The sequence below is a fragment of the Microcoleus sp. PH2017_09_SFU_O_A genome (genome assembly GCF_020738625.1).
GTDB lineage: Bacteria > Cyanobacteriota > Cyanobacteriia > Cyanobacteriales > Microcoleaceae > Microcoleus.
This window is the reverse complement of sequence record NZ_JAEQCF010000077.1, coordinates 1-25,489: the sequence shown is the minus strand read 5'-3', so window position 1 is coordinate 25,489 and position 25,489 is coordinate 1. Positions and strand designations below refer to the sequence as shown.

The window sequence follows — 25,489 nt, the reverse complement described above, 5'->3', positions numbered from 1 at the left end:
AGTTAAAGAGTTGGCAACCCTTTCGACGGGAGTTGTTTTCCCTAACCCAAAGCATTACAAAACGCATCTCAGTAAGTTGCGTAGACTGTCAAAGGAATTATCGAGAAAGACGAAAGGCTCTAGCAATAGATTTAAGGCGAAACAAAGGTTAGCAAAACATCATGCTAAAGTAGCGAATCTCAGAAAAAATACTCTCCATCAAATTACTACTTACTTAGGCAAAAACCACGCAACGATAGTAGTAGAAGATTTAAATGTTTCTGGGTTACTGTCTAATCACAAGCTAGCTCAAGTCATCGCGGATTGTGGATTCTATGAATTCAAACGTCAACTGGAATACAAAGCTAAAAAGTTTGGCTGTGAAGTAATCATTGCTGATCGCTGGTTTCCTTCGAGTAAAACTTGTTCAAACTGCGGACATATTCAAGATATGCCACGGGCAGAAAGGACTTACAACTGTGGAAATTGCGGTCATTCGATGGACAGGGATTTGAACGCAGCAATTAATTTATCGCGCTTGGCTTTCATCGTGAAAGCTTACCGAGGGATAACCGCTCCCATGCTCCCGATGAACTAAGAAGCAAATGTCTAGACTTGTCTAGGATTTGTATAGCAGCAAGTCTATTATTTAAAATTCAACCACAGGCGAGGTGTTTGGGCCCTTACCTAAGGCTTTGCCCAATTGTTATACCATTTTCACAAAATAATGCAACTCTAGGGAAGCTCCAAACCGTTATGTAATAAGCTATTCCCAATCGAAAATCAAAAATCGAAAATGGTATTACCCGTCCTCCGATCACCTGCAATTAACTATGCCCTTTTATCACCCGCCCTTTTACTCCTCAGCCTTAGAACAAGCGATCGACCGCTACCCCCTAACTGCCGGGCCAGAAACTTCCTTAGCAGTGGCGATCGCCCTGATGAGTCAGTTGCAAAACAGTTGTCCCCTAGTCAAAGGGCCTTTACCCTCAGACAAGGGGGCGATGACCGAATCATCACCGCCGGACAAGGTGCGGGCCCGCTGCGTCCTCGTCGTGCAGAACCAGCAGACTATCACCACAGGCAACTTATCCGAAAACCCCAGTCGCGGGCTGTTAATCGGCATATTAACCCCCGCCGACTTAGTGAGGCTGATTGCTTCTGGCAAAATAAACAGCCTGCAAAAAGTAGCCCTCCACAAAATACCAATTGCCGAAGTCATGTCCCCCGTGTCGGTTTCCCTCACAGAATCCGACGATCAAGACGTGTTTACCGCTTTATCGTTATTTCGCCAGCACCGAATTCGCTATTTGCCTATTGTCAATCAATTCCGGCACTTGGTAGGAGTGCTGACGCGGGAAAGAATTCGCCAAGTATTGCAACCTTCCAACATTCTCAAATTGCGGCGGGTAGCAGAATTGATGACTACGCCAATTACAGCGCCCCACACCGCCTCGCTGCTGAGCATCAGCGAACTGATGTCCGAGCATCAAGTCAGTTGCGTAGTCATTACCAAAAACAAAGAATTAACAATGGAGAAGCCCAAAGAGGACTCTACCTCCGTTTTTCACTATTCCTTTCACCAACCTTTGGGAATTGTTACCGAATACGACATCGTGCAAGCACAGTATCTCGAACTAAATTTCGAGCAAACTCCAGCTCAAAAAGTCATGAGAACTCCCCTGCAATTTCTGGAACCTTCCGATTCCCTGTGGACGGCGCACAAACAAATGCAGCAGCAACAAGTGCAGCGGTTGGTCGTGTGCGGCGGGCGCGGAGAACTGCTGGGAATTATTACTCAAACCAGCTTGCTCAGAGTTCTCGATCCGACCGAAATGTACCGAGTTGTCAAACAGTTGCAGCAGTCGGTTTATCAACTGCAATCGGAAAAATTGGAACTGCTGCAAAGCCGCAATGCTAAATTGGAACAGCAGGTGCGCGAACGGACTGCCAAACTCCACGAACAGGTGCAGCGCGATCGGCTGTTAACTCAAATTTCCTTCCGGATTCACCAATCCTTAAACCTCGAAGAAATTCTCAACGCCAGCGTCGATGAAGTCCGGCAAGTTTTGCAAGCCGACAGAGTAGCGATCGTGCGTTGGGAGTCGAGCAATTTTGGCATTTTTGTGGCAGAATCCGTTGCCCCCAAGTGGTCTTCTATCTTGGGAGAAATCATGCCAGACAATATTTGGCAGGAAGCTGCATTTGCGATCGAACAGGAGATCTATGCCGTCTCAGACATCGACAAAGCTAGTTTGAGTGCCGAAAAATATGCGCGGTTGCAGCAAGCGCAAATCAAATCTTATTTAATTGTACCAATTTTGCAAGACGGCAATTTGTGGGGGATGATGTGGGTTCATCAGTGTTCCAAATCCCGGAAGTGGCAGGCTTCGGAATTGGATTTGCTGCTGCAACTGGCAACTCAAATCGCGATCGCCATTCAGCAAGCCCAACTCTACCAGCAAGTACAAAATCTCAATGCCGACCTCGAACGCCAAGTCCAAGAACGCACCACCCAATTGCAACAAAAAGTGCAGGAACTCCAGCATTTAAACGTTCTAAAAGATGAATTTCTCAGCACGGTTTCTCACGAATTGCGGACGCCTTTATCTAATATGAAAATGGCTATTCATATGCTGAGAATTTCTCCCACCCCAGACCGACGCCAGATTTATTTAGAAATTTTAGAAACAGAATGTACTAGAGAAACCGATTTGATTAATGCTTTGCTCGATTTGCAGCGGCTCGAAGCAGCAACTTGTCCGATTGACCTCGAACCAGTAAACTTAGATGTGTGGCTGCCTACGATTATCGACCCGTTTTACACGCGAGCCCAGAACCGCCACCAGCATTTGCGAGTAGAGTGCGATCGCCACCTCCCCACGATCAGTTCCAACCGCGCTAGTTTGGGACGGATTTTAGCAGAACTCCTCAACAATGCCTGCAAGTATACTGCCAATGAGGGCGAAATCTCTTTGAAAGTTGAGTGCAAAAAGGGAGACGGGGAAAAAGCAGAAAGCGGGAAAAATTCCGCACAAGCAAGTGTTAGGGCTTCGGAAATTCAATTTACATTCAGCAATCAATCTTCCATTGCGATCGAAGAATTGCCTCGAATTTTCGATAAATTTTATCGAGTTCCCAATGCCGATCCCTGGAAACAAGGAGGTACAGGTTTGGGTTTAGCTTTGGTTCAAAAACTTGTGGAACAGTTACAGGGAAAAATTGAGGTTGAAAGCAGCAAGGGCTGGACTAATTTTACTGTCACATTTCCCACCAAGCCAGATGCGAATTAGTCCGCTACCAGCCGATTTTAGATTTGAGATTGACTTGCAGCGCAGAGAATCTGGGAACTTGAACAGGAGTGTAAAATTTTGGGGTGGGTCATCTTTTTTACTCTTATACCAACGGTCAACTGTCAACGGTCAACTGTCAACTGTCAACTGTCAACTGTCAACTGTCAACTGTCAACTGTCAACTGTCAACTGTCAACTGAATCTCATTCTTTTTTGGGAGCTAGTTTGTGGATGCCTGACGGTACTGGTGCCAAATTCAAATATTCATGTTTATCTTCCACAAGTGATGATGATTTAGATATTTGATACTTCTTGCCTTTGGTAGGATTATTAGCCACGGTGCCCAAGCAGGGTATGCCAAAATTTTCTAATTGACTGAAAACTGTTTTGACTACAGAAGACTTCACCTGGCGAACTGATACAACCATCAGTATTCCATCTGTGCGCGCTGCTAAAAAATTCGTATCTTTACTGTCAACCAGCGGTGGCGTATCATAGATAACTAAGTCAAATGTTGCGTGCAGTTCTTCCATTAAATACTGCATTTGAGATGAGGCAAGCCGTCTGGCAGTACCGGGGACAGGAATACCGGCTGTTAATACAAACAGATTATCTGCTAGGTGCGATCGCTGGATAATTTCATCCGGTTCATTTTTATTTTCGAGCAAGTTGCTCAATCCATTGACATTAGGCAGTTCCAACAGCCTATGCAGGCTGGGTGAATGCAAGTTCGCGTCTACCAACAGCACTCGCTGACCCGCCAGCGCTGCCACGTGGGCTAGATTTAAAGCAACGGTAGATTTGCCTTCGCCAACTGTAGCCGAACCAACTACCAAAGAGCTAATCGTTCGATTTGAAGAAAGAAAGCGGATATTAGTATAAAGAGAGTCAAAAGCTTCTATAAATTCCGAAGCATTTTTATGATTCCCCTGTTTGCCTTCAAGATAAGCATAGGCATTAGCAATAGAAGGCGGAATTTTTTTAGCATTTTTGTCACGAGGAATTACTCCCAATAAAGGCGCATCAAACGCATCTTTAATGTCATCAGCACAGTAGAAAACATTGCGGATTTTTTCAATAAGAATAGCCGCTCCCAGACCGAACACGAGTCCTCCAAAAATTCCCATCACAAAGTTGTTTGTACTTTTCGATGCAACTGGAATAAATTTGCCTGATTTGATATCTTTGGGTATCTGGGGTTGAGAAATAATTTCCCAAGGTATTTGGCTTTGGGCTGCTTGGACGCGCAGAGTTTCCCGCTGAGTTAAAAGTTGCTGGCGGCTGGTGGAGGCTATGTCTAATTGCTGTTGCAGTTCGTTGTAGCGACGAGCTACAATCGGAAAATCTCTTAATTTTCGGGTCAACTCTTCTTTACTTTGGGCGATCGCCTGACTGCGAGCTTCTAAGACTTGAACTTGGTTCGCAGTATCCACCAATTGTTTGATCAAGCCTATGCGAATCGAGTTTTGAAAATTCTGAACTTTAGAATTGGCTTGAGAGCCTACCAAATTTTGCCCCAAAATGCGATCGGTTTGCTTGTTGAGCAAAGCTACTAAATTTGCCCGCTTGCGCTCTAAAGCTTCTACTATAGGGTTAGCAGATTTAAAACGAGCTGTTTCTACAGCAATCTGACCTTCTACTTCCTTAACCTTGGTCAGCAACTCTTTATATTGAGGTTCTTCACTTAAAGCTGAAGCCGCAATAGCTTCATTTGGTGTAAAATCTAATTGTTTTTGCAAGTTAGCGTACAGCATTCTCTGTTCCTGGAGTAGCCTTTGAGTTTCTAACTCTAAAGTTTCCATAGCGCGAACTTGCACGATCAATTGCGCGCCTTGTTCTTTAGGATCGGTAATTTTTTGCTGCTGCTGTATCATCTGTAACTCAGACTTCAGGTCATTTACGCGCTTGTTGAGTGCCGGAAGCTGGTTTTCAATAAAATTAACACCTTGACCAATGCGAGTCTTGCGTTCGTCAAGGCTGTACTTTAAATATTTCTTTTTAGTTTCTTCTAAAACGAACTGAACTAAGTCAGGCTCTTGCCCGAGGAAACGAACTTCCAAAATTTTAGTTTGCGTCAACTCATTTTCTCCGAGGCGCAACACGAGTAATCCTTTTTTAAGAAGTTCCTCGGTCATTTTTGGATATTTTTGTTGGACTTGTTTGGTAATAGCCGACAGCATCTGAGGACTCTGGAGAATTTGAAGCTGAGTTGGATAGTCCAAACTAAAAAATTCTCGATTAGGCACTCCACCCCCCTCACCGCGATTGGCGAGGGCAGATGCGTCGGTAAGTCTTGCCTCCGTTGTCACGGGTTCCACCAGTATCCGAAAATCGCCTTGATATGTTTTCTTGCCTCCCTTGACCTTATAATAAACTGCACCGCCTGCTAGGGCTACAATCGCAATGATGACTAGGGCTTGTCGTTGAAAAGTCCTGAACAAGGGCTTTAGATTCAATCCTTTCTGGGGTGCCCCGCTTAACTCTTCTCCCTCGTCAACGGGAAATTGCTGCACCTGTCTGCTCTGGTTGCTAATTGGTACGATATGAGCGTCATGTTCTTTTTCCATGTTGACCTCTTTCATATTGTTTTGGTAAAATCAGCTTGGTTCTGCGAGCCTTCTGGTTGATACTTTCACCCTTGACTTCAGGATATCACAGGAGATTCTGGGTTGGTTGGTTCTATTTCCTGCCAATAGTTCTCACTACTTTCACATAATATACAAAAATAACTAAATTCATATCTTGTGCCGGCTGCAAATGTTGTTTTACTAACTCAAGAGAGAGTTGTCTCCGACTGTATTTCTGGCGGCTGTGTTCTGCTTGTATTCCTGGTTTATCGGTGACTCTACCAAGTTTTTCTGGTATCCCTGACCTTCACCGCAGCTCGCGCCATAACTTTACCAAAATTTTACAATTTTACGCCACACGCGGGGGGCCGATCGCCCTGGTATTGCCTTGTCATCTCTGCCATTTTTGAGATCGCCACCAATAGCAGCACTACCTGTTAACTTACCCACGAACCGATCGGCTAAAAAGTTTTGCATTTTATACGTAGATATAATTAACACCATTGGGCCTATTTGTGGAACGACAACTAATCCAATCAATTTCCGACAAAAATCTGTCTTTATCTTTTAATTGTCAACTTTTTTAAGATCTGGATTGCTTTTTAAGTTTATATAATTAAACTGCGCTAACATTATATCACCCACCGATCTATATAATGGGCAAACGACATAAAAATTAATATTTTGTTAATACAAAGTCGATCGACATTTGGAAAAACTCAAGGCTTCTGGGTTTTGCTACCGGGCGGATGGCGCTGGGCGATGTGATGTTTTGTCGCTGAAACATGGGGTTTCTGGGCTTTTCCACTCTTGCTAAAACCATCGCTATGATTCGCCATCCTACTATGAGAGCTATATCAATATTAGCCGGAAACCCGCAACGGGGTGTTTTTTGGGATTAACCGATGAAAGAGGTTTATAACACGTTCTTCATTCAGTTGACAGTTGACTTGGGACAGCACTTGACAAAGGAAGGAAGAGGATTGGATTAATGAATAGTCGGATTTTAATTTCTCCATACAAGGGTTCCGGCTTTCAACCAATTCTTTCGGGTAAGAGGATACAAATAGTTGGCAAGCAATCCGATAATTGTTCTGGAATCTCAGCCGTATGAGCTTTTGACAAGTGTTATTTTGTGATACTCATTAGACTTGGATTGCATAAATATTCCCTTGATACAACAACCGCTCATTAACGCTGATTAGAGAGCGCACAAATGCAATTAAAGTCTATTGAATATTACAGATTATGTGCTTTCTTTTCTCGAAGTTTCAACAAAATCTCTGCGTGAACTTCGCGGGTAATCGGATAGAAATATGTAAGAATCATGCCGCAGATTAAAGCAATTGTGGGCAGTGGCCCGATCGCAACTCGAATCGCGAACAGGGCAGAATCGGGCTGTACAGGCGCAGCCTGTCCCTGAACAGTAGCGAGAAATCCAGCTTGTTCTAATGCTTGACCTACCAACCACAAGCCGATCGCCAAACCAATTTTTTGCAGCAACACCATAAACGAATAGAACACGCCTTCGCGTCTTTCGCCTGTTTGGAGTTCGTCGAGTTCAATCACATCCGGTATCATCGACCAAGGTACAAGATAAGCAGTAGAAACTCCCACACCAGCCATAACTGCTAACAGGTACATCTGGACGACTTGTCCGGGTTGTAGGAAAAACAGTCCGGCTTGGGCGATAATCCACAAACTCATGCCCATAAAATAAACAGCTTTTTTGCCATAGCGTTCGCTAACTCTACTCCAAACAAATAACATGGCGAGTGCGGTGCCTTGAACTGCGATCGCAGTTTGGGTAAAAGTTGCTGGCGGCAGATTCATCCAGTTGATGACAAAGTAAGGCAAAATCGAAGCAGTTAATTGCACTCCCAGCCAAGAACAGAGATAAATTCCAATTACGTACAAAAAAGGGCGATTGTTAAATGCAATCCGCAACTGTTCTCCTATCGGCAAAGAGGTTGAATTGTCTTCTACGGGATTGTCTTGCAATTGAGAGAGGACGTGTTTTCGGGTTCCGAAAAAGCACCAGTACAAAGGCAATACTGAAATTACTGTACAGATGGCGCCTAATATTAAGTATTTTTGGGTGTCATCTTTAACTAAGGCAAAGATAATTTGCGCGATAATTAATGACAAAATGCTGCCGCCGATCGAGAAAGTAAACCGGAAACTGTTAAGGCTAGTGCGTTCGTTGTAGTCTTGGGTTAATTCTGGGGTGAGGGCGGTGTAAGGCAGGTTGACGGCGGTGTAGGCTGTGTTAAACAATATGCCGATCGCCACATAGTACCAAAACAATATCGTAGGATCTTTGCTGGGAACAATCCACTGCAAAAAGAAGAAGATGCCGAAAGGAATTGCGCCGTAAACCATCCAAGGATAGCGGCGGCCCCAGGGGTGAGAGGTGCGATCGCTCAAAACCCCCACAATTGGGTCATTTACAGCATCCCAAACCTTGCCAATTAGCAAAATGTTACTAGCAGTCCCCGCAGCCAAGCCAGCCACGTTGGTAAAGAAAAACAGCAGGAAAAACACCAGAACATTCGCAGTAATTGCGGGGCCAAGGTCTCCCGCACCGTATGCTAACTTTGTGGAGAAACTGAGTTTTTTGGTTTCTGGGTTGTCGGCGGCCCTTTCAGGGGGGGAAGTGTTGGTCATAAACTTTTGTTTCGGGATTTTTGGGCGATGATTTCGGGATTTTTGGGCGATCGCAGTCTTTCCAATAGGAGTATAACTCGCGTTAAGCTGTAATACTAAGTTTTTTTTTGCGATCGGGACTTTTCTGAAGATTTCGTAATTGGTAATTGGTAATTGGTAATTGAATAGTAGAGGCAGGTTTTACCAACAATCTTTAATTCCCACCAACAATCGAACTAAACCCGCCCGCACCAAGCGACAGAAATTCGATCGCACATTTGAATGATTTGTGATTGGCAATTGAGAATTTGCCATTGATAATTGGACTTATGCACCTATAGCAATCCTTGAGTCCTGGACGCAACTGGAACTTTTATGGAACTATTTTTTGGGTCACTTGTTGCGTTTGAGCGCTTAAATATAAGAGCGCCCAAGCGCAACTACGTACCTTGATTTAATGTGACAGTGGCATCTAGGAATGACCTGGTTGAAAGTAATAAGTTGAAATCTTTGAATGTTGTGAATTATTCAATTGAAAATTCTAAATCTAAAATTACTAGGTTAGCAATCTAGATTTGACGGTAATGGCTCCCACACACCATAAAATAGCGTTAACCATCTCCGAACGCTGGATGTCCTCTTCAGCTAAAAAACTGGCAAACTCTTCATCAATATTCAGGTGGTCTGCAAAAGCATAAAGCACGCGTTTGTAATTTGTGGGCATGGGTGTTAATGTGACTTTTACTAAATTTAACAGCGCGTTCAAACAGTTAAGCATAATCCCTGATTCGTCAATATCTTCTGCATCGAGCAAGTACAGGGTTTCTGCAATGTCGCAAATAGCGTCTATTTGTGTGGGTGGTGTTCCCAGTTCGCTGACATCGATATCGCACAGTTTGAGAGCATTAATCGCTAGTTGTGGACGGGTAAAAAATACAAGTTGACCGCCAGCTACTAAAGGCGGTTCTTCTTCTCCACAGACAATGAGAGTATACAGATTAGGTACTTCGGTGTCGGGGTCGATGCGGAAACCTAACAGCCGCAGCAATTTTTCTTGATTGGGGTTGGCTGTTTGCAGTTTGGTTGCGAAAAGTTTTGATTGTGACATGATTTTTTAATTGCGATAAAATTAATGCTATTAAACCAGATTTCTAGGCAAAATCCGGGCTTGAGTGAGACACCTACAAATAAACTGGGTTCAAGAAGCCAGAGTGCACAAGTTGTGTGCTACAAATTTTGTTGGATGATGTCGCAGCATTCAGCGACGGTTGCTCTTTTTTCCATGGCTGCGACTAGGGCTTGGTAAGCGGATTGATGGCTTTCGATTAGGGTTTTTGCTCGCAGCGAGCCCCAGTTTTGTTTGAGTTGAATTTCGGAAACGGGACGGCGTAGTTGTGTTAAAATTGCGCTGATTTTTGTACGGTCTTCTGCTCCTCCTATGGCGTTGCCGTAAACAACTTTTTCGGCGACTATTCCGGCCATCCAGACGGTGCAGTATTGGTCTAAAAGTTGGACGGAAAGAGTGCCGTTTTCGAGTTGAGATGCTAGTTGTTGGTCTGCAAATCGGACGCCGCCTTGGGCTGTTTGACCTTGTTTGAATGCTTCAAGAGCGTTGAGGGCGTAGCTGGTTACGGGAATTCCCAACAGGTGGGCGACGAGGAAGTGTCCGGCTTCGTGGTGGAGGATACGATCGCGCTTTTCTTTAGAACTTCCCCCCAGCAAATCTACTAATATTGTACCGCCTTGACCTTGCCACTGGAAACTGTCGAGGGTGGCTAGCCCCAACAGGCAAAAGGTGGCGATCGCAGGTACGGCCTCTGGTAGGTTGAATAGGGGGCCCAATATTATCGAAACGGTGATGGCGAAGATAGAAATAGCGATAATATTCAAAGAAGTGTCTTTCATTATTGGGAATTGGTAATGGGGAATTGGTAATGGGGAATTGGTAATGGGGAATTGGTTATTTGTGATTAGACCAACAACTAGCAACTAACAACTGACTACGGACTAATGTTTAGTTTCGTAGTGTATATCGCACATTTGACCAAAATCTACACAAGCCAGATCGCGAGGGCCCGCGCGATCTGGCCCGGACGTTAGCTTAAAATGCCATCTTCCAGTTTGACTGAAAATTGTCGATCCCAAGCCGCCTACATTAAAAAGATATTAAAATAAATCAAAGTCAAGTAAAAGTGTTAGTGGAATCCTTCATGTCAGTTTTGGCAGCGATCGCAGTTTTAGGTATCTTGATTGTCGTTCACGAACTCGGCCACTTCCTGGCGGCGAGACTTCAACACATTCACGTCAACCGCTTCTCCATCGGTTTCGGGCCCATTTTGTGGAAGTACCAAGGCCCGGAAACTGAATATGCCCTCCGCGCCTTTCCCCTGGGAGGTTTCGTGGGTTTCCCGGATGACGATCCAGACAGCACTATTCCCCCCAATGACCCGAATTTGCTGCGGAACCGCCCTGTGATCGATCGGGCGATCGTCATTAGTGCAGGAGTAATTGCCAACTTAATTTTTGCTTACTTCCTGCTGGTGGTGCAATTAACCACGGTTGGCGCTGCATCTATGAACTACCTACCGGGAGTTAAAGTCCCGGAAGTCGCTGCGGAAGTTAGTTCGGCGGCCTTCCAAGCGGGAATTCGATCGGGCGACATTGTTCTGTCCGTTGATGGCAAGGAATTGGGCGCGAACCGCGAATCAATCAAATCTTTAGTCTCAGCCATCCAAGATCATCCCAATCAACCCCTGGCCCTAGAAATTCAGCGCGAAGAACAAAAATTTGTGGTGACAGTTACTCCCGAATTGTCCCCCGACGGTAAAGGTAAGATTGGCGTGCAGCTAACTTCTAACGGTACCGTCGTGCGGGAACGGGCAGGAATTGTAGAGGCATTTAGCAAGGCTGCAACTGAGTTTGAGCGAATTGTAGTGCTGACGTTTCAAGGTTTCGGGCAGTTACTTAGCAATTTCAGTCAGACTGCTGAAAAGTTGTCCGGGCCTGTGGCAATTGTAGCCATTGGTGCAGGAATTGCGCGATCGGATGCTGCGAATTTGTTTCAGTTTGCGGTATTAATTAGTATAAATTTGGCTGTGATTAATATCTTGCCTTTGCCTGCTTTAGATGGCGGTCAACTAGCTTTTCTGTTAATAGAAGGACTGCGGGGCAAGCCTCTGCCAAACCGCATTCAAGAAAATGTGATGCAGACTGGTTTGGTGCTGTTGTTGGGTTTGGGAATTTTCTTGATTGTTCGCGATACTGCTAATTTGGCAGGCTTTGATTTGATGCGAACTCTCCGACAACAGTAGTCAGTTGGTAGTTGTCAATTGGCAGTTGACAGTTGACAGTTGACAGTTGTTCGTTGTCAGCAGTCATAGTGCTGTCCCCGCTCGCGAACAGCAGTCAGCAGCCATTAGTTATTACATAGCTGATGACTGCTGACTAATATACAGCCTTTCTCAAAAAAGTGAGGTATGCCCGCTAATCTTATGCCCTATGCCCCATGCCCTATGCCCCATGCCCATGCGTACCTCATCTTTCTGAGAAAGGCTATAAATTAACCAGTAAAATTGGAGAAATAGCAATGGTCACACAACTGCAATCTCCCGAAAAAGCAAAGATTATCTATCCAGATGATAACGGCGAACCAATGTCAGATAATACCGAACAGTTTAGATTGATCGTGTGGATCAAAGAAAATTTAGAACTGTTATTTGCCAGCATGGCTGATGTTTTTGTAGCGGGAAACTTACTGTGGTATCCAGTAGAAGGAAATAACAAGATTTCTCAAGCGCCAGATGCGATGGTAGTCTTCGGAAGACCGAAAGGTTATCGAGGCTCCTACCAACAATGGCATGAAGAGAACATTGTGCCGCAAGTGGCGTTTGAAATTTGGTCGCCGGGAAATCGGCTGACTCCGATGCTCCAAAAACTGAGATTTTACGAACAGTACGGCGTAGAAGAATATTATCTGTACGATCCGGCGAATGTGGATTTAACTATATGGCAGCGCCGAGAAGAACGGTTAGAACCAATCGAAGAAGTAAACGGCTGGGTAAGTCCAAGAATGGGAGTGCGGTTTCAACTATCAGAAACTGAACTACAAATATTCAGCCCTGATGGAACACCGTTTGTGAGTTTTGTGGAACTCGCTCAACTTCGAGAACAAGCAGAATTAAGGGCCGAACAAGAACGGCAAAGGGCTGAACAAGAACGGCAAAGGGCCGAACAAGAACGGCAAAGGGCCGAACAGGCAGAAGTTTTGCTGGAGCAAGAACGATCGCGCTCGCAAGCTTTAGAAGCTCGGCTCCGAGACATGGGAATTGACCTCAATCAGTTGTAAATGACTAAGATTAAATTGGGAGTATCTCAGTTTTGATTTTATAGTGCTGTCCCCGCTCGCGATCGCGACTCGCGAGCGGGGACAGCACTGTATAATTCCGATGTCACCGGCAAGAATATAACTAATGACTGATGACTGATGACCAATGACTGATGACCAATGACTGATGACTAAAAAGTTAAGTTTAAAACAAAAATCGCTCGAAATTCTGATTCGCCTCAAACGGCTGTATCCAGAAGCCCCTTGCACTCTCAACTACGAAACTCCCGTGCAGTTGATGGTGGCGACGATTCTGGCGGCTCAGTGTACGGATGAGCGCGTAAATCTGGTAACGCCGGCTTTGTTTGAGCGTTTCCCGGATGCGGAGGCTTTGGCAAATGCTGATTTGGATGAATTGGAGCGTCTGGTGCGATCGACTGGTTTTTACCGGAATAAGTCTAAAAATATTAAAGCTGCTTGTTGGGCGATCGTCAATAAATTCAACAATCAAGTGCCGCAGCAAATGGAACTGCTGCTAGAATTGCCCGGAGTTGCCCGCAAAACCGCTAATGTCGTCCTCGCCCACGCTTTTGATATTCATCAGGGCGTGACGGTAGACACTCACGTCAAGCGTTTGAGTCAGCGGTTGGGATTGACTGAACACGCCGATCCAATTCGGATCGAGCGGGATTTGATGCTATTGTTGCCGCAGCCGGATTGGGAAAATTGGTCAATTCGGTTGGTGTATCACGGTCGAGCAGTTTGTAATGCGAGAAAGCCGATTTGCCATATTTGTGAACTTGCAGATTTGTGCCCTTCTGCTAATAGTTAGATGTTTTATTAATTTCAGGGACAGGCAAGATTCCTGTCCCACAAAACAACAGAAATGATTGTGAAATAGTCATCTTGCCTGTTGCAAAACAACAGAAATAATTGTGGAACAGGCATCTTGCCTGTTGCAAAAAAGCTTAAATAATTGTGGAAAAGGCATCTTACCTGTTGCAAAAATCTTGTCAACAAAAAAAGTAATTAAAATAAAAATGATCTAAAACCACCAAAATATAGTAAAATAGTAGATTGTGATTTATCTAAGGATATCAACAGATTATGGCTAAAAAGAGCATGGTCGAGCGCGAGAAAAAGCGCCAAAGACTCGTAGACAAGTACGCTGACAAGCGCGAAGACCTGAAAGATCAGTTCGACCAAGCAGCGAACCAGATGGACAAAATGGCGATTCACCGCCAACTGCAACAGCTACCCCGCGGCAGTTCGCGGACTCGCTTGCGGAACCGCTGCTGGGCTACAGGTCGCCCCAGGGGTTACTACCGCGATTTCGGACTGTCTCGGAACATGATGCGAGAAATGGCTCACGAAGGTCTTTTGCCCGGTGTTGTGAAGTCTAGCTGGTAGAAGTCAGTTGACAGTTGACAGTTGACAGTTGACAGTTAATATTTGTTAGTTGTCATTAGTCTGAAGGAAGAAGGAAAAAGGAAGAAGGAAGAAGGAAAAAAACTTATAAATAATCTGCAAGATTATGTTTGGGGTTTATTTTTGTTTCAGATTTCAGCTCAAACTTCCTTCTTGCTTTGTCCTTCTTGCTTCTTCCTACTTCTTCCTTTAGACATCCGTTACATCGGTTACAAAATCCGTTGCCGAACCTTCTTGCTTCATTGGCCGCAGCATTTATCGATACCGAGACTTTCGAGTAATAAGTCGCTGACGGCATTGGCGATCGCAAATTCGCCGTAAAAGCTTTTAGAAAAATCATAGGCCTGCATTTCGGTGACGATCGCAATTACGAGGCTGCCCAAATCGTTTTCGCCTTCCATGCGCTGGCGGAGGTAGATTTGGGCTGCTCTTTTAGCTATTTGCTGGTTGGCTGCTTCTGGGATAAACTCGGAGTCTAGCCATGCCAGCAGCGTTTCTTGGAGCCATTGGCCTTCTTGCTCGGGGTTTTGGGCGGGCGGCAAGGTAATAGGTTGGATGGTTTCAGACATGATTATTCGTAATTGCTAATGTTGACTTTGAAAAGTTAGCGGCAAACATGACAACTGATAAATTTATGCAATATGATATACCGTCAATTATACAGGGATACGCGCAAGGCTATTTCTTGATGGCGAATGACGGCGAGGAGAGTTTGGGGTGGTATTCGAGCCGCCAGCGGGCGCTGATACCCCTGGATGAGAGATTTATCTATCCGCGATCGCTCCGCCGGGCATTGAATCAAGAACGGTTTTCGGTGGCTGTAAACCGCGATTTTGGGGCGGTGGTTGAGGGTTGTGCCGATCGAGAAACGACGTGGATTTCTAAGGAACTCAAGCAGATTTACTGGGGATTGTATGAGGCTGGTTGGGCGTACAGCTTCGAGACTTGGTGCGGCGACGAATTGGCGGGCGGTATTTTGGGATTGTCTATAGGTGGCGCGTTTATCGGGGAATCGATGTTTTACCGGATTCCCGAGGGTTCTAAGGTGGCGATGGTGAAGTTGGTGGAGAGATTGCGCGATCGATCTTATCTACTATTCGACGCTCAAATGAACAATCCCCACTTGGAAAGATTCGGAGCTTATACTGTTAAGGAAAAACTCTATAACACGATTTTACAACAAGCCTTAAAGCGCCGCTGCTCCCTCTTTTGAATCTTCTATCTTGAGGAACTTAGGCTTTGGCTAATTCCTCACCCGATATCCCTGCTTCCAACAATAGTATAATTAAGCTGAGATACTTCTCGGAGACAACCACAATGCAAGTCACAACCGAAGAAATTATTTATCCATCCAGCGACGGTCAACCAATGGCAGAAAGTACAATTCAATACAAATTAATTGTCACAATCAAAGAAGGTTGCGAATCGCTGTTTGAAGATGACCCCAACGTGTTTGTAGCAGCAGATTTACTCTGGTATCCGGTTGAAGGTAGACCAGATATTTCTCAAGCACCAGATACGATGGTGATATTTGGCCGACCAAAAGGCGATCGACGTTCCTACATACAATCTCGCGAAGACAATATTGCTCCCCAAGTCGTCTTTGAGATTCGCTCCCACAACGACAGCCAAACTAAAATGAATAAAAAATTTTCATTTTACCAGCGTTATGGAGTTGACGAGTATTACGTTTACGATCCGCAAACAAATGAGCTGGAAGGTTGGCAAAGACTTGAAGGAATCTTAGAACCAATTGAACCAATGGATGGATGGACAAGTCCCAGACTGGGAGTGCGATTTGAGTTGCCAGAAGAAGGTTTGGAAATCTATCGCCCTGATGGAGAAAGATTTCTTTCCTATTCCGAAATAAATGCACAGCGGCTATTAGAGCGACGGCGCGCAGAACAAGAATTTCAGCGTGCCGAACAAGAATCTGAGCGTGCCGAACAAGAATTTCAGCGTGCCGAACAAGAAGCTCTCAAGGCTCAACAAGCAGCTCAAAGGTCTCAACTTTTAGCTGCAAAACTGCGGGAATTGAACATCGATCCTGATAGCATCTAAGCAGGAATAAATGCTAACAAAGCAGATTTATCAAATAAATCTGCTTTCTGGCAATTGCAGTTATTTATGCTTTTAGGAATTACCAGAAAGAATTGGTTTAAAGCCTCTACTTTTTAAGGATAAATTAAAAGAAGACTATTAATTACTCCAATCCTCTTCCTTCTTTTGTCAACTGTCAACAGTCAACAGTCAACTGAATAAAGCATTTCTGACTAAAGAAGCCGGGTTTTTTGGGGTTTTATCGACTGTAACCAAGTATTCTCGTAAAAACCCGGTTTCTGAACACCCATTTCCGACCCAAGAAACCGGGTTTTTTGGGGTTTTATCGACTGTAACCAAGTATTCTCGTAAAAACCCGGTTTCTGACCACCCGTACATAAGTCTGATTCTTTTAACCTAGAAATCGCCCCCAACTCAAAATTCATATACTACAATATATAATACAGATATTAGAGCCAAAATCCTTGGGGGTGCAAAAGAATCCTAATCGCGGCCCCATGAATGTGCAAAAATACTGAAGCCAACTTTATTAAACTCTGCACGGAGCAATTACTGTGGACTCCAGATACAACCCCCAATCCATAGAAGAAAAATGGCAACAGACATGGGCTGAGCAAAACTTAGACCAAATGCCAGAAGATACCGAAAAGCCTAAATTTTATGCCTTATCCATGTTTCCCTACCCGTCGGGAAGCCTGCACATGGGGCACGTCCGCAACTACACAATCATCGATGTAATTGCCAGACTCAAGCGGATGCAAGGCTATCGCGTACTCAATCCCATGGGATGGGACGCTTTTGGTTTGCCGGCAGAAAATGCGGCCATCGAGCGCGGAATTCCCCCCGCAGAATGGACATATCAAAACATTTCCCAGATGAAAGGCTTGTTTCGCCGCCTGGGTATTTCTTTCGACTGGACAAAAGAAGTTACAACCTGTTCTCCCGATTATTATCGGTGGACTCAGTGGCTGTTTTTGCAATTTTTAGAAGCAGGATTAGCATATCAGAAAGAAGCCGCAGTTAATTGGGATCCGATCGACCAAACCGTCTTAGCCAACGAACAAGTAGACAACGAAGGTCGTTCCTGGCGTTCCGGTGCCAAAGTCGAGCGCAAATTATTACGGCAATGGTTCCTCAAAATTACCGATTACGCCGAACAGTTATTAAACGACTTAGATAAATTGCCAGATTGGCCCGAAAGAGTCAAATTAATGCAAGCCAACTGGATTGGTAAATCTGTCGGCGCTTACTTAGAATTTCCCATTGTCGGCATGGATGAAAAAGTCGCCGTTTTTACCACTCGTCCCGATACAATTTATGGCGTGAGTTATGTTGTTTTAGCGCCGGAACATCCGTTAACTCAGCTAGTGACCACGGCAGACCAAAAAGCCGCTGTTGATACGTTCATCAAAGAAGTTGCATTGCAAAGTGAAATGGATCGCACGGCTGATGACAAACCAAAGCGCGGTATCCCCACAGGCGGCAAAGTAATCAACCCTTTCAACGATGAAGAAATTCCGATTTGGATTGCGGATTACGTGTTGTACGAATACGGCACCGGCGCAGTCATGGGAGTACCCGCCCACGACACGCGAGATTTCAAGTTTGCCAATCAATATGAACTACCGATTAAAGTAGTAATTGTGGATGATGATGAAGTTCCGCTGACGGAAGCTTACACCGAACCAGGAATTATGATTAATTCCGAAAGCTTCAACGGGATGGATTCAATTAAAGGCAAAGCCGCCATTATTCAAGCTGCCGTAAATTCAGGTTGTGGCAAAGCGCGAGTGCAATATCGCTTGAGAGATTGGTTGATTTCTAGACAGCGTTATTGGGGCGCTCCGATTCCGGTAATTCACTGTTCAAAGTGCGGGACAGTCCCCGTCCCTCAATCAGATTTACCTGTATTGTTGCCGGAAAATGTACAATTTACTGGCAAAGGTTCGCCCTTGGCAAAGATGCCGGAATGGGTAAACGTTCCTTGTCCGAGTTGCGGCACTCCGGCGCAGCGCGAAACGGATACGATGGATACTTTTATGGATTCATCGTGGTATTTTTTGCGCTATCCTGATGCTCAAAATCAAGCGCAAGTCTTCGATTCTGCGAAAACCAACGATTGGATGCCGGTAGATCAATATGTCGGCGGTATCGAGCACGCAATCCTGCATTTGCTGTATTCGCGGTTCTTTACGAAGGTTTTGCGCGATCGGGGTTTGATTGATTGCGACGAACCATTTAAACGCTTGTTAACTCAAGGAATGGTGCAAGCCAAAGCATACAAAAATCCTGTGACTGGCAAATATGTTTCCGCATCAGATGTAGACCCCGAAAATCCTAAAGATCCGCAAACTGGTGAAGTTTTGGAAGTCTTCTATGAGAAGATGTCCAAATCTAAATACAACGGTGTTGACCCCTTGGAAGTTATGGGGAAATATGGGGTTGATACGGCGCGGATGTTTATTTTATTCAAGGCGCCACCGGAGAAGGATTTGGAGTGGGATGACGCTGATGTGGAAGGACAATTCCGCTTTTTAAATCGGGTTTGGCGCGTGGTGACAGAGTTTGCTTCACCCCCCCCAGCCCCCCCTTGCCAAGGGGGGGAGAAAGATAATTTACCCTCTGCTATTCCTTCCCAAGGGGGGGAGAAAGAGTTGCTAAGTAAAGCTGAAAAGGATTTGCGGCGGGCGATTCACACGGCAATTAAGGAAGTGCGAGAAGATTTGGAGGGCGAGTATCAGTTTAATACTGCTGTTTCCGAAATGATGAAGTTGAACAATGCGCTGGCTGATGCTAAATGTAAGGATTCGCCCGTTTATGCCGAGGGAATTAACACTTTAATTTTGCTGTTAGCGCCTTTTTCGCCGCACATTGCTGATGAATTGTGGCATTTGATTGGTAACAGCGAATCAGTACATTTGCAAACTTGGCCTGTTGCAGATCCATCTGCTTTAGTTACTGATGAAATTACGCTGGTAATTCAAGTTATGGGTAAGACGCGCGGCACTATTCAAGTGCCTTCGGGTGCGGATAAAGCTGCTTTGGAAAATTACGCCCGCGAGTCGGATTTGGCGAAGCGCCACCTGGAGGGTAAGGAGATTAAAAAGGTAATTGTGGTTCCTGGAAAGTTGGTTAATTTCGTGGTAGCTTGAGTGTAAAAGTCTGTACTTGTCAGTCATATATCACTGCTACGCTACACAAATACAACCTAATCTCCTTTAAAGATTGACAGGGCAACTATTATTTACTATGAGAGTAGACAAGTTGCCCTTTTCTAACTAACTTTAAGGGAATTTTAGGATTGTTTAGCGGTTCGTTTCTGAGCCTCACTTTTTCTTCCCATTCTTTAAATTTAGGTTCCAGCATTTCAGGTGTAAGTTTATAAATCTCTTTGAGAGTTATGCCTTCATACAGTCCAATATACCAAGCTTCAACTCTGCGATATTTGTTAAGTATAATTTCATTTAAATGATGGTGAGTCGTGACCCCACCGCTTCTATTGAGGGCAATATTTATTGTTTTAAGTTCGTATTCTTTTCCTTCAGCGTCAATAGCATCGTTTCCTTCTCTTCCAGGCGATATCCGCAGCCCTAAAAGGATTAATAATTGTAAAGTCTTTCCCCCATTATCTTGAAAAATATCCGCAATACCATATTCACTAGCCAGATTTTGCAATTCTTGGATGCTTTTCATCGCATCTTCTAGCCGTTTAGCATCTGAGCTGCGTTCGTTTTCTGTAGTAATAGGCTCTTCAACCGGCTCCACTACCGAGGGAGAAACTGGCTCAGCTATCAGGGTATTCAGGATAGCCGTACTTTCACCGCTTTGGCTAAAGCTCAATAAATAACTAGCTGGTACGTCTAGAGCTTCAGCGAGATTCAGAATGACTTCAAAGGATGGCGATCTTTCACCCCGCTCCAATAAACTGATATAGTCAGTAGTCTTATCTGTGAGTTCGGCTAACTCCTCCTGTGTCATCCTTTTTTCTCGGCGCAACTGACTTACCTTTGCGGCAAACAGTTGTCTAGCTTCCTTGTAATTCATACCCTTCACTATTTGAAAAAAACGTACTCACAGTTCGATTTGTGAATATTACGAAGAATTTACATTTTAAAGAAGGTACTGAAAGTACGGATTAGATCGTACTTTCAGTACGAGTTAAGCTAGAATGACTATAAAATCGATCGCACTCTGTATTTTGTAACTTGCAATAATGTTCAATTAGATATGAGTAATATTTTGCCCGCCCCAGTTTATAGCACCAAGTACGGTCAAGCTTATCTGGGAGATTCTCTTCATCTCCTCAATTGTCTGGCTAGTAATTCTGTTGATTTAGTGATGACATCCCCTCCTTTTGCACTGCAACGGAAAAAGAGTTACGGTAATGAAGAACAAGACTTATATGTTGACTGGTTGCTGGGATTTGCACCGGAAATTAAAAGAGTTCTCAAGGATACGGGAAGTTTTGTGATAGACCTTGGCGGTGCTTATCAAAAAGGGATACCCGTAAGGTCGCTGTATAATTACCGCGTGCTTATTCGGTTATGTGACGAGTATGGATTTAAACTTGCTCAAGAGTTTTTCTGGTTTAATCCTTCAAAACTTCCATCTCCTATAGAGTGGGTGAATAAACGAAAAATTCGGGCAAAAGATTCTGTAAATCCTGTTTGGTGGCTTTCCAAAACTAATCAGCCTCAAGCAAATATTACTAAAGTTAAAGTAGAGTATTCTGAGAGAATGAAAAAACTCTTGAAAAATGCTGATGAATTTTATACTCCCAAGGAACGTCCTTCCGGTCATCAGATTAGTGATAAATTTGCCAAAGATAATGGAGGCGCTCTGCCATCTAATTTGCTAGAATATTCTAATGCCGATAGCAATTCTCAATACCTGCGCTTGTGCAAAGAGATTAATGTTAAGGTGCATCCGGCACGTTTCCCCAAAAAGTTACCGTCATTTTTTGTCAACTTTCTTACTGAACCGGGAGATTTAGTAGTAGATATTTTTTCTGGTTCTAATACGACTGGTCACGCAGCAGAAGAATTATCAAGAAAGTGGATTAGTTTTGAACTAGAAAAACAATATATTGCTGCCTCAACCTTGAGATTTTTACCTCAAGAATCCTTTGACAAAGCCGATGAAATATATAACAAGCTTTTGACAGAGGAACCATCGGGATTTATATTACCTCAGACTCTGCTACTGTTTGATATCAATAATTATTGTTGTTAATGTTGTTAAATCGCCGATTATTGAGTTTGCCGTAATGAATAAATTACCAAATAAATACATACATTTTTATAAGTGGCTATCGTCTTTGGTGAAATTTTGGACGATCGCCTACATCGTCTGTTGCATAATATTGTTTAGCCTGCAAACTCGTCTCATTTTTAGTCCCACACCTGCGATCGCCAAAACACCCGATGCCTTTAAAATCCCCTACGAAGAGGTTTGGTTGCCAGTTAACGGGCGATCGCCCAAAACCGCAAAAACAGATAAAATTCACGGTTGGTGGCTGCCAACCGCCAATCCACAGCCACTAGGAACCCTATTGTACCTGCACGGCAAGGGCTTTAACATCGGTACGAATATCAATCAATCTTACCGCTTTCGGGAATTGGGTTTTTCTGTATTGCTGATGGATTATCGGGGTTACGGGCGCAGTCAAGGCAGTTTTCCCAGCGAAGCGCGGATATATGAAGATGCGGAAACAGCTTATAATTATTTAGTCAAACAGCGGCAATTGTCGCCTAGCGAAATCTTTTTGTACGGCCATTCACTCGGAGGTGCTGTTGCTGTAGAATTAGCAGTTACACATCCTAAAGTTGCGGGCTTAATTGTTCAAAGTTCTTTCACTTCCATGCTGGATATGGTAGAACGCCAAAGTTTGATGCGGTTGTTTCCGGTGCGGCTGCTGCTAACGCAAAAGTTTGATTCTTTGAACAAAGTTAAATTGCTGCGAATTCCGGTTTTGTTCGCCCACGGAAGTGCCGATCCTTTGATTCCTGCTGCGATGAGTGAAAAGTTGTATGCTGCTGCTGGTGAACCCAAGCAAATTTTGCTGGTTCCTAATGCTAAGCATAATAATGGAGATGCTTTTTTTAACAGCAGCGAATACCGCAAAACTGTTGTTGATTTTGCCGAAAAATCTAAAATTAGATGAATAAATAGGTTCGTAGTAAGGACTTTAGTCCTGTCTGCTTTGATGCGGACTAAAGTCCTCACTACGAACCTGATAATATTATTTCTATTTTATCTCCAACTTCTAGCTGTAAAACGGATTGAGCGCTGCCGCCGTTAACGGCAATTTCTAGCCAACCGTCAGAACCAATTATGGCTATTAAATCACCAGGCTTGCTGTCGCTGTACGTCTTACCGCTGGGGATGCGAATTAGATCGCAACTATTGCTAATTATCACTGACCAATTGTTACCTATAATGCAATTATTGGGGATATTGGTAATTAGATTGCCGAAGCGATCGACATATTGAACGCAACCTGTCGCACCTGTGGCTGTAACGGCGCAATTTGGTATCTCTAGCTGCACTAAACTTGCAGCGCTTACCGCCCTTCCCAACTCTTCCAACGGCACCCCATTCGCCAAATGAGCGCCCGCTGTGGCGAAAATATCGCGACCGTGAAACGTGCTGCTGGGTTCGGGTGTACGCCAATATTGCGGATTGGTGAGCTCCACAGATGCGATCCTCTTCGAGGGCTTCGCTAACGCACTTTCGCGACTCAACACCCCACTAAACAACCCGTTATCCGGCCCGACAAGGAAGCAACTAGCACATTTCACCGCCACCGCGCGTCTGTTGCTACCCACACCCGGATCGACGACAGCAACGTGTACAGTTTCCGCTGGAAAATAAGCAAAAGCAGTCATCAAACAAAACCTCGCGGCCGCAATATTTTGGGAGGGTATTTGGTGCGTAATGTCAATCACTTTTAACTGCGGGTTGATTTGGGCGATCGCACCTTTCATCACTCCCACATAAACATCGCTCAACCCAAAATCCGTCAGCAGAGTTATAATTCTATTTTTAGACATAGATCCAAAGGTAAGAATATGGTAGCGCAGTGGGAAAACTTTCTGCAAAACTTAGGAGAATGGCACGGTTCCTTCACTCAGCTATCAACGCGGGGAGAGATACTTCAAGATACTCCCAGCATTATTTCTCTTGAAGGACTCAACGACAACAAAACTGTGCGGTTGAAACTGCGGCGTTTCTCCCCAAATCCTAGCGGTGTCGGCGAACCCGAAGTCAGCGAACTTGTTCGAGAATATCAGAGTTTGGGACGAGATATATTGTTTTTTGAGAATGGAAGTTTTTGTCAGGGAACTATTCAACTAGCGCCTTATTCTGAATCTGGTGTCGAGTTTGGTTTTATCTACAATTATCGCAGGTTGCGCTTTGTTCAACTCTACAATACCGACCGCAATTTATCCCAACTTACCTTGATTCGAGAAAAGCAGCCCGATAAAAATGTCCCCGAACGTCCGCCTTTAACTGTTGGGGATTTGCTGGGAGAATGGGAGGGCGAGGCTGTGACGATGTATCCAGACTGGCGTTCACCCGATCGTTATTCTACCAAACTGCAATTGAATTTGCAAAATGGCGATCGGCTCATGCAAAAAATTACTTTTGGCAGCAATGCTAACGTTATCAGTTCTAGCGGCAGCATTGACGGTTCTGTGATTAATTTTAACGAAGGTGCAACACCCGTGCAGGTTTTGCTGCTTCCTGACGGAGGTTCTTGCACTTGTCCGGTGAAAATTGAATCCAGAAAACCTATATTTTTTGAGGCCGGTTGGTTGGTAGAACCTGACTTGCGGTTTCGGATGATTCGCAGTTACAATGATAAGGGTGAATGGGTAAGTTTGACTTTAGTTACTGAACGCAAAGTTAGTCATTAATTCCGTAGGGTCTGGTTAACCAACAATCTTTAATTCCCACAGACAATCTACAAAAACCCGCCTAACCAAACCAGTAAATTCTGATTGCATAAAAGGTTGATTCGGTATCTGGGATGGGTGGGGGCGGGTTTTTTAATTCCGCGATTTGATGAGATGAATTTCGGCGAACCCGCCCCTTGTATCTTAAAAGAGTCAGTCAGTCGATCGCCACGTCATTGATTCAATCATACCGATAATCAGGCGATCGTACAGACTTTCAGTCGATCGAGCCGACAATCAGGCGATCGAGCCGACCATCAGGCGATCGTACCGATCATCAGGCGATCGTACCGACAATCAGGCGATCGAGCCGACAAGTGGGCGATCAAGCCGACAATCAGGTAAATCTAAAGAAACTAGAAAAGTTTCTGAATAAGATGCCAGTTTCAGCAGAAAGTGTTGTTCAAGGACATCAGAAATCGGTGAAGTTGGCCCGCCCCTTAGACTGCATAAGTCTGTTGCGTAGATAAGCTCCCATTACTGATGACAGGCGCACCTAAAGCTGGACAGTATCTTAGGCTCTCGGCATCGCCCGGGAAAGCCTGCATTTACAAGGTTAGTATTCAATTGCCTGTCGGTTCTTTCATAAAATCGGAGTACATCTGGAGCAAACAATGACATCAACAGTCTTAGGTATAGACATCAGTAAAAGAGACTTTCACGTCTCATTACTGAAAGAAGGTCGTGCAACTAAACCCAAAAAGTTTACGAACAATATTCAAGGGTTTGAGAGTTTGCATAACTGGCTTCAAAAACAAAGTGTTGTTGAACTTCATGCCTGCATGGAAGCCACTAGCATTTTGGCGTGAAGCCTTAGCCGAATTCCTATATGGGAATGGCTTTCAGGTTAGCATTGTTAATCCGGCGCGTATTAAAGGGTTTGCTAAAAGCGAACTTCTGAGAACTAAAACTGACTCTGTAGATGCGGCACTGATTGCTCGTTTTTGTGCGGCGATGAAACCGTCTTTGTGGACACCAACCCCGTTGGAAGTCAAGGAATTACAAGCTTTACTGCGACGACTAGAATCTTTGACTCAGATGTATCAACAGGAAGAGAATCGTTTGGAAACAGCTACAGAAACTGTAGCTAAACTTACGAGAGCTCATTTGGAATACATCAAAGAACAACAAGCAGAAATCAAAAAAATGATTAGCGATCATTTTGACCAACATCCGCATTTAAAACAGCAGCGCGAGCTGTTGACTTCGATTCCAGGTATTGGAGAACAGACG

At 44.4% G+C, this 25,489-nt stretch carries 24 protein-coding genes; 15 read left to right on the top strand and 9 right to left on the bottom strand.

Going from position 1 to position 25,489, the window contains the following annotated elements; all coding sequences use genetic code 11:
• Positions 1-577, top strand: a 577-nt coding sequence (locus JGK16_RS24925; protein ID WP_293193040.1) for an RNA-guided endonuclease TnpB family protein, incomplete at its 5' end; no start/stop codon positions are given.
• 235 nt (positions 578-812) lie between these two features.
• On the top strand, positions 813-3,272 hold the full coding sequence (locus JGK16_RS24920) for a CBS domain-containing protein (protein WP_293193037.1): 2,460 nt from the start codon (positions 813-815) through the stop codon (positions 3,270-3,272).
• A 203-nt stretch (positions 3,273-3,475) separates the two neighbouring features.
• Here the strand turns inward: JGK16_RS24920 and JGK16_RS24915 are convergent, their stop codons facing one another.
• From JGK16_RS24915 to JGK16_RS24905, 3 genes are all read right to left on the bottom strand, one after another.
• Positions 3,476-5,854: a tyrosine-protein kinase domain-containing protein gene (locus tag JGK16_RS24915; RefSeq protein ID WP_293193035.1), complete on the bottom strand. Its 2,379-nt coding sequence runs from the start codon at positions 5,852-5,854 to the stop codon at positions 3,476-3,478.
• A gap of 315 nt (positions 5,855-6,169) precedes the next feature.
• Entirely contained in the window at positions 6,170-6,316 is a 147-nt protein-coding gene (locus tag JGK16_RS24910) for a hypothetical protein (RefSeq protein WP_293175215.1), read from the bottom strand.
• Positions 6,317-6,515: 199 nt separating this feature from the next.
• Positions 6,516-6,662, bottom strand: coding sequence for a hypothetical protein (locus tag JGK16_RS24905; RefSeq protein ID WP_293142758.1), 147 nt, complete (start codon positions 6,660-6,662; stop codon positions 6,516-6,518).
• 168 nt (positions 6,663-6,830) lie between these two features.
• Between JGK16_RS24905 and JGK16_RS24900 the strand changes: the two genes are divergently transcribed.
• Positions 6,831-6,953, top strand: a complete 123-nt coding sequence (locus JGK16_RS24900) for a hypothetical protein (protein ID WP_293203463.1) — start codon at positions 6,831-6,833, stop codon at positions 6,951-6,953.
• A 125-nt stretch (positions 6,954-7,078) separates the two neighbouring features.
• Here JGK16_RS24900 and JGK16_RS24895 read toward each other — a convergent pair whose 3' ends face one another.
• The 3 genes from JGK16_RS24895 to JGK16_RS24885 all read right to left on the bottom strand — a co-directional run bounded on the left by JGK16_RS24895 (position 7,079) and on the right by JGK16_RS24885 (position 10,390).
• Positions 7,079-8,506, bottom strand: a complete 1,428-nt coding sequence (locus JGK16_RS24895) for an MFS transporter (protein ID WP_293175217.1) — start codon at positions 8,504-8,506, stop codon at positions 7,079-7,081.
• 535 nt (positions 8,507-9,041) lie between these two features.
• The gene (locus JGK16_RS24890; protein WP_293142754.1) at positions 9,042-9,593 is read right to left on the bottom strand and encodes a hypothetical protein; all 552 of its coding nucleotides are present in this window, start codon (positions 9,591-9,593) and stop codon (positions 9,042-9,044) included.
• Positions 9,594-9,712: 119 nt separating this feature from the next.
• The gene (locus JGK16_RS24885; protein ID WP_293175219.1) at positions 9,713-10,390 is read right to left on the bottom strand and encodes an ATP-dependent Zn protease; all 678 of its coding nucleotides are present in this window, start codon (positions 10,388-10,390) and stop codon (positions 9,713-9,715) included.
• A 305-nt stretch (positions 10,391-10,695) separates the two neighbouring features.
• On the opposite strand from JGK16_RS24885, the gene rseP reads away from it, so the two are divergent.
• The 4 genes from rseP to rpsN all read left to right on the top strand — a co-directional run bounded on the left by rseP (position 10,696) and on the right by rpsN (position 14,219).
• Positions 10,696-11,796, top strand: coding sequence for an RIP metalloprotease RseP (rseP, locus tag JGK16_RS24880; RefSeq protein WP_293175221.1), 1,101 nt, complete (start codon positions 10,696-10,698; stop codon positions 11,794-11,796).
• 275 nt (positions 11,797-12,071) lie between these two features.
• Positions 12,072-12,830: a Uma2 family endonuclease gene (locus JGK16_RS24875; RefSeq protein WP_293175223.1), complete on the top strand. Its 759-nt coding sequence runs from the start codon at positions 12,072-12,074 to the stop codon at positions 12,828-12,830.
• A gap of 166 nt (positions 12,831-12,996) precedes the next feature.
• The gene (nth, locus tag JGK16_RS24870) at positions 12,997-13,641 is read left to right on the top strand and encodes an endonuclease III (RefSeq protein ID WP_293175225.1); all 645 of its coding nucleotides are present in this window, start codon (positions 12,997-12,999) and stop codon (positions 13,639-13,641) included.
• A gap of 275 nt (positions 13,642-13,916) precedes the next feature.
• Positions 13,917-14,219, top strand: coding sequence for a 30S ribosomal protein S14 (gene rpsN, locus JGK16_RS24865; RefSeq protein ID WP_265235916.1), 303 nt, complete (start codon positions 13,917-13,919; stop codon positions 14,217-14,219).
• Between the two features lie 257 nt (positions 14,220-14,476).
• Here the strand turns inward: rpsN and JGK16_RS24860 are convergent, their stop codons facing one another.
• A complete protein-coding gene (locus JGK16_RS24860; protein ID WP_293142731.1) occupies positions 14,477-14,806 on the bottom strand; it encodes a hypothetical protein in 330 nt (109 codons plus the stop codon).
• Between the two features lie 65 nt (positions 14,807-14,871).
• Between JGK16_RS24860 and aat the strand changes: the two genes are divergently transcribed.
• The 3 genes from aat to leuS all read left to right on the top strand — a co-directional run bounded on the left by aat (position 14,872) and on the right by leuS (position 19,450).
• Positions 14,872-15,450, top strand: coding sequence for a leucyl/phenylalanyl-tRNA--protein transferase (gene aat, locus JGK16_RS24855; protein WP_293193042.1), 579 nt, complete (start codon positions 14,872-14,874; stop codon positions 15,448-15,450).
• 104 nt (positions 15,451-15,554) lie between these two features.
• The gene (locus JGK16_RS24850) at positions 15,555-16,298 is read left to right on the top strand and encodes a Uma2 family endonuclease (RefSeq protein WP_293193033.1); all 744 of its coding nucleotides are present in this window, start codon (positions 15,555-15,557) and stop codon (positions 16,296-16,298) included.
• Positions 16,299-16,852: 554 nt separating this feature from the next.
• On the top strand, positions 16,853-19,450 hold the full coding sequence (gene leuS, locus JGK16_RS24845) for a leucine--tRNA ligase (RefSeq protein ID WP_293193031.1): 2,598 nt from the start codon (positions 16,853-16,855) through the stop codon (positions 19,448-19,450).
• An 88-nt stretch (positions 19,451-19,538) separates the two neighbouring features.
• On the opposite strand, the gene JGK16_RS24840 is transcribed toward leuS, so the two are convergent.
• Positions 19,539-20,342, bottom strand: a complete 804-nt coding sequence (locus JGK16_RS24840) for a helix-turn-helix domain-containing protein (protein WP_293175231.1) — start codon at positions 20,340-20,342, stop codon at positions 19,539-19,541.
• A gap of 183 nt (positions 20,343-20,525) precedes the next feature.
• On the opposite strand from JGK16_RS24840, the gene JGK16_RS24835 reads away from it, so the two are divergent.
• Entirely contained in the window at positions 20,526-21,530 is a 1,005-nt protein-coding gene (locus JGK16_RS24835; RefSeq protein WP_293193029.1) for a site-specific DNA-methyltransferase, read from the top strand.
• Positions 21,531-21,564: 34 nt separating this feature from the next.
• Positions 21,565-22,461 (top strand): alpha/beta fold hydrolase, encoded by an 897-nt coding sequence (locus JGK16_RS24830; protein ID WP_293175235.1) that lies wholly within the window; start codon positions 21,565-21,567, stop codon positions 22,459-22,461.
• A 61-nt stretch (positions 22,462-22,522) separates the two neighbouring features.
• On the opposite strand, the gene JGK16_RS24825 is transcribed toward JGK16_RS24830, so the two are convergent.
• Positions 22,523-23,350 (bottom strand): SAM-dependent chlorinase/fluorinase, encoded by an 828-nt coding sequence (locus tag JGK16_RS24825; RefSeq protein WP_293175236.1) that lies wholly within the window; start codon positions 23,348-23,350, stop codon positions 22,523-22,525.
• 18 nt (positions 23,351-23,368) lie between these two features.
• Here JGK16_RS24825 and JGK16_RS24820 point away from each other — a divergent pair, with 18 nt between their 5' ends.
• From JGK16_RS24820 to JGK16_RS24810, 3 genes are all read left to right on the top strand, one after another.
• Positions 23,369-24,217, top strand: coding sequence for a DUF3598 family protein (locus tag JGK16_RS24820; RefSeq protein ID WP_293193026.1), 849 nt, complete (start codon positions 23,369-23,371; stop codon positions 24,215-24,217).
• 653 nt (positions 24,218-24,870) lie between these two features.
• Positions 24,871-25,065, top strand: a complete 195-nt coding sequence (locus JGK16_RS24815; protein ID WP_293187246.1) for a transposase — start codon at positions 24,871-24,873, stop codon at positions 25,063-25,065.
• The coding region (locus JGK16_RS24810) for a transposase (protein ID WP_293187248.1) at positions 25,031-25,489 on the top strand (459 nt) is incomplete at its 3' end. The genes JGK16_RS24815 and JGK16_RS24810, both read left to right, overlap by 35 nt.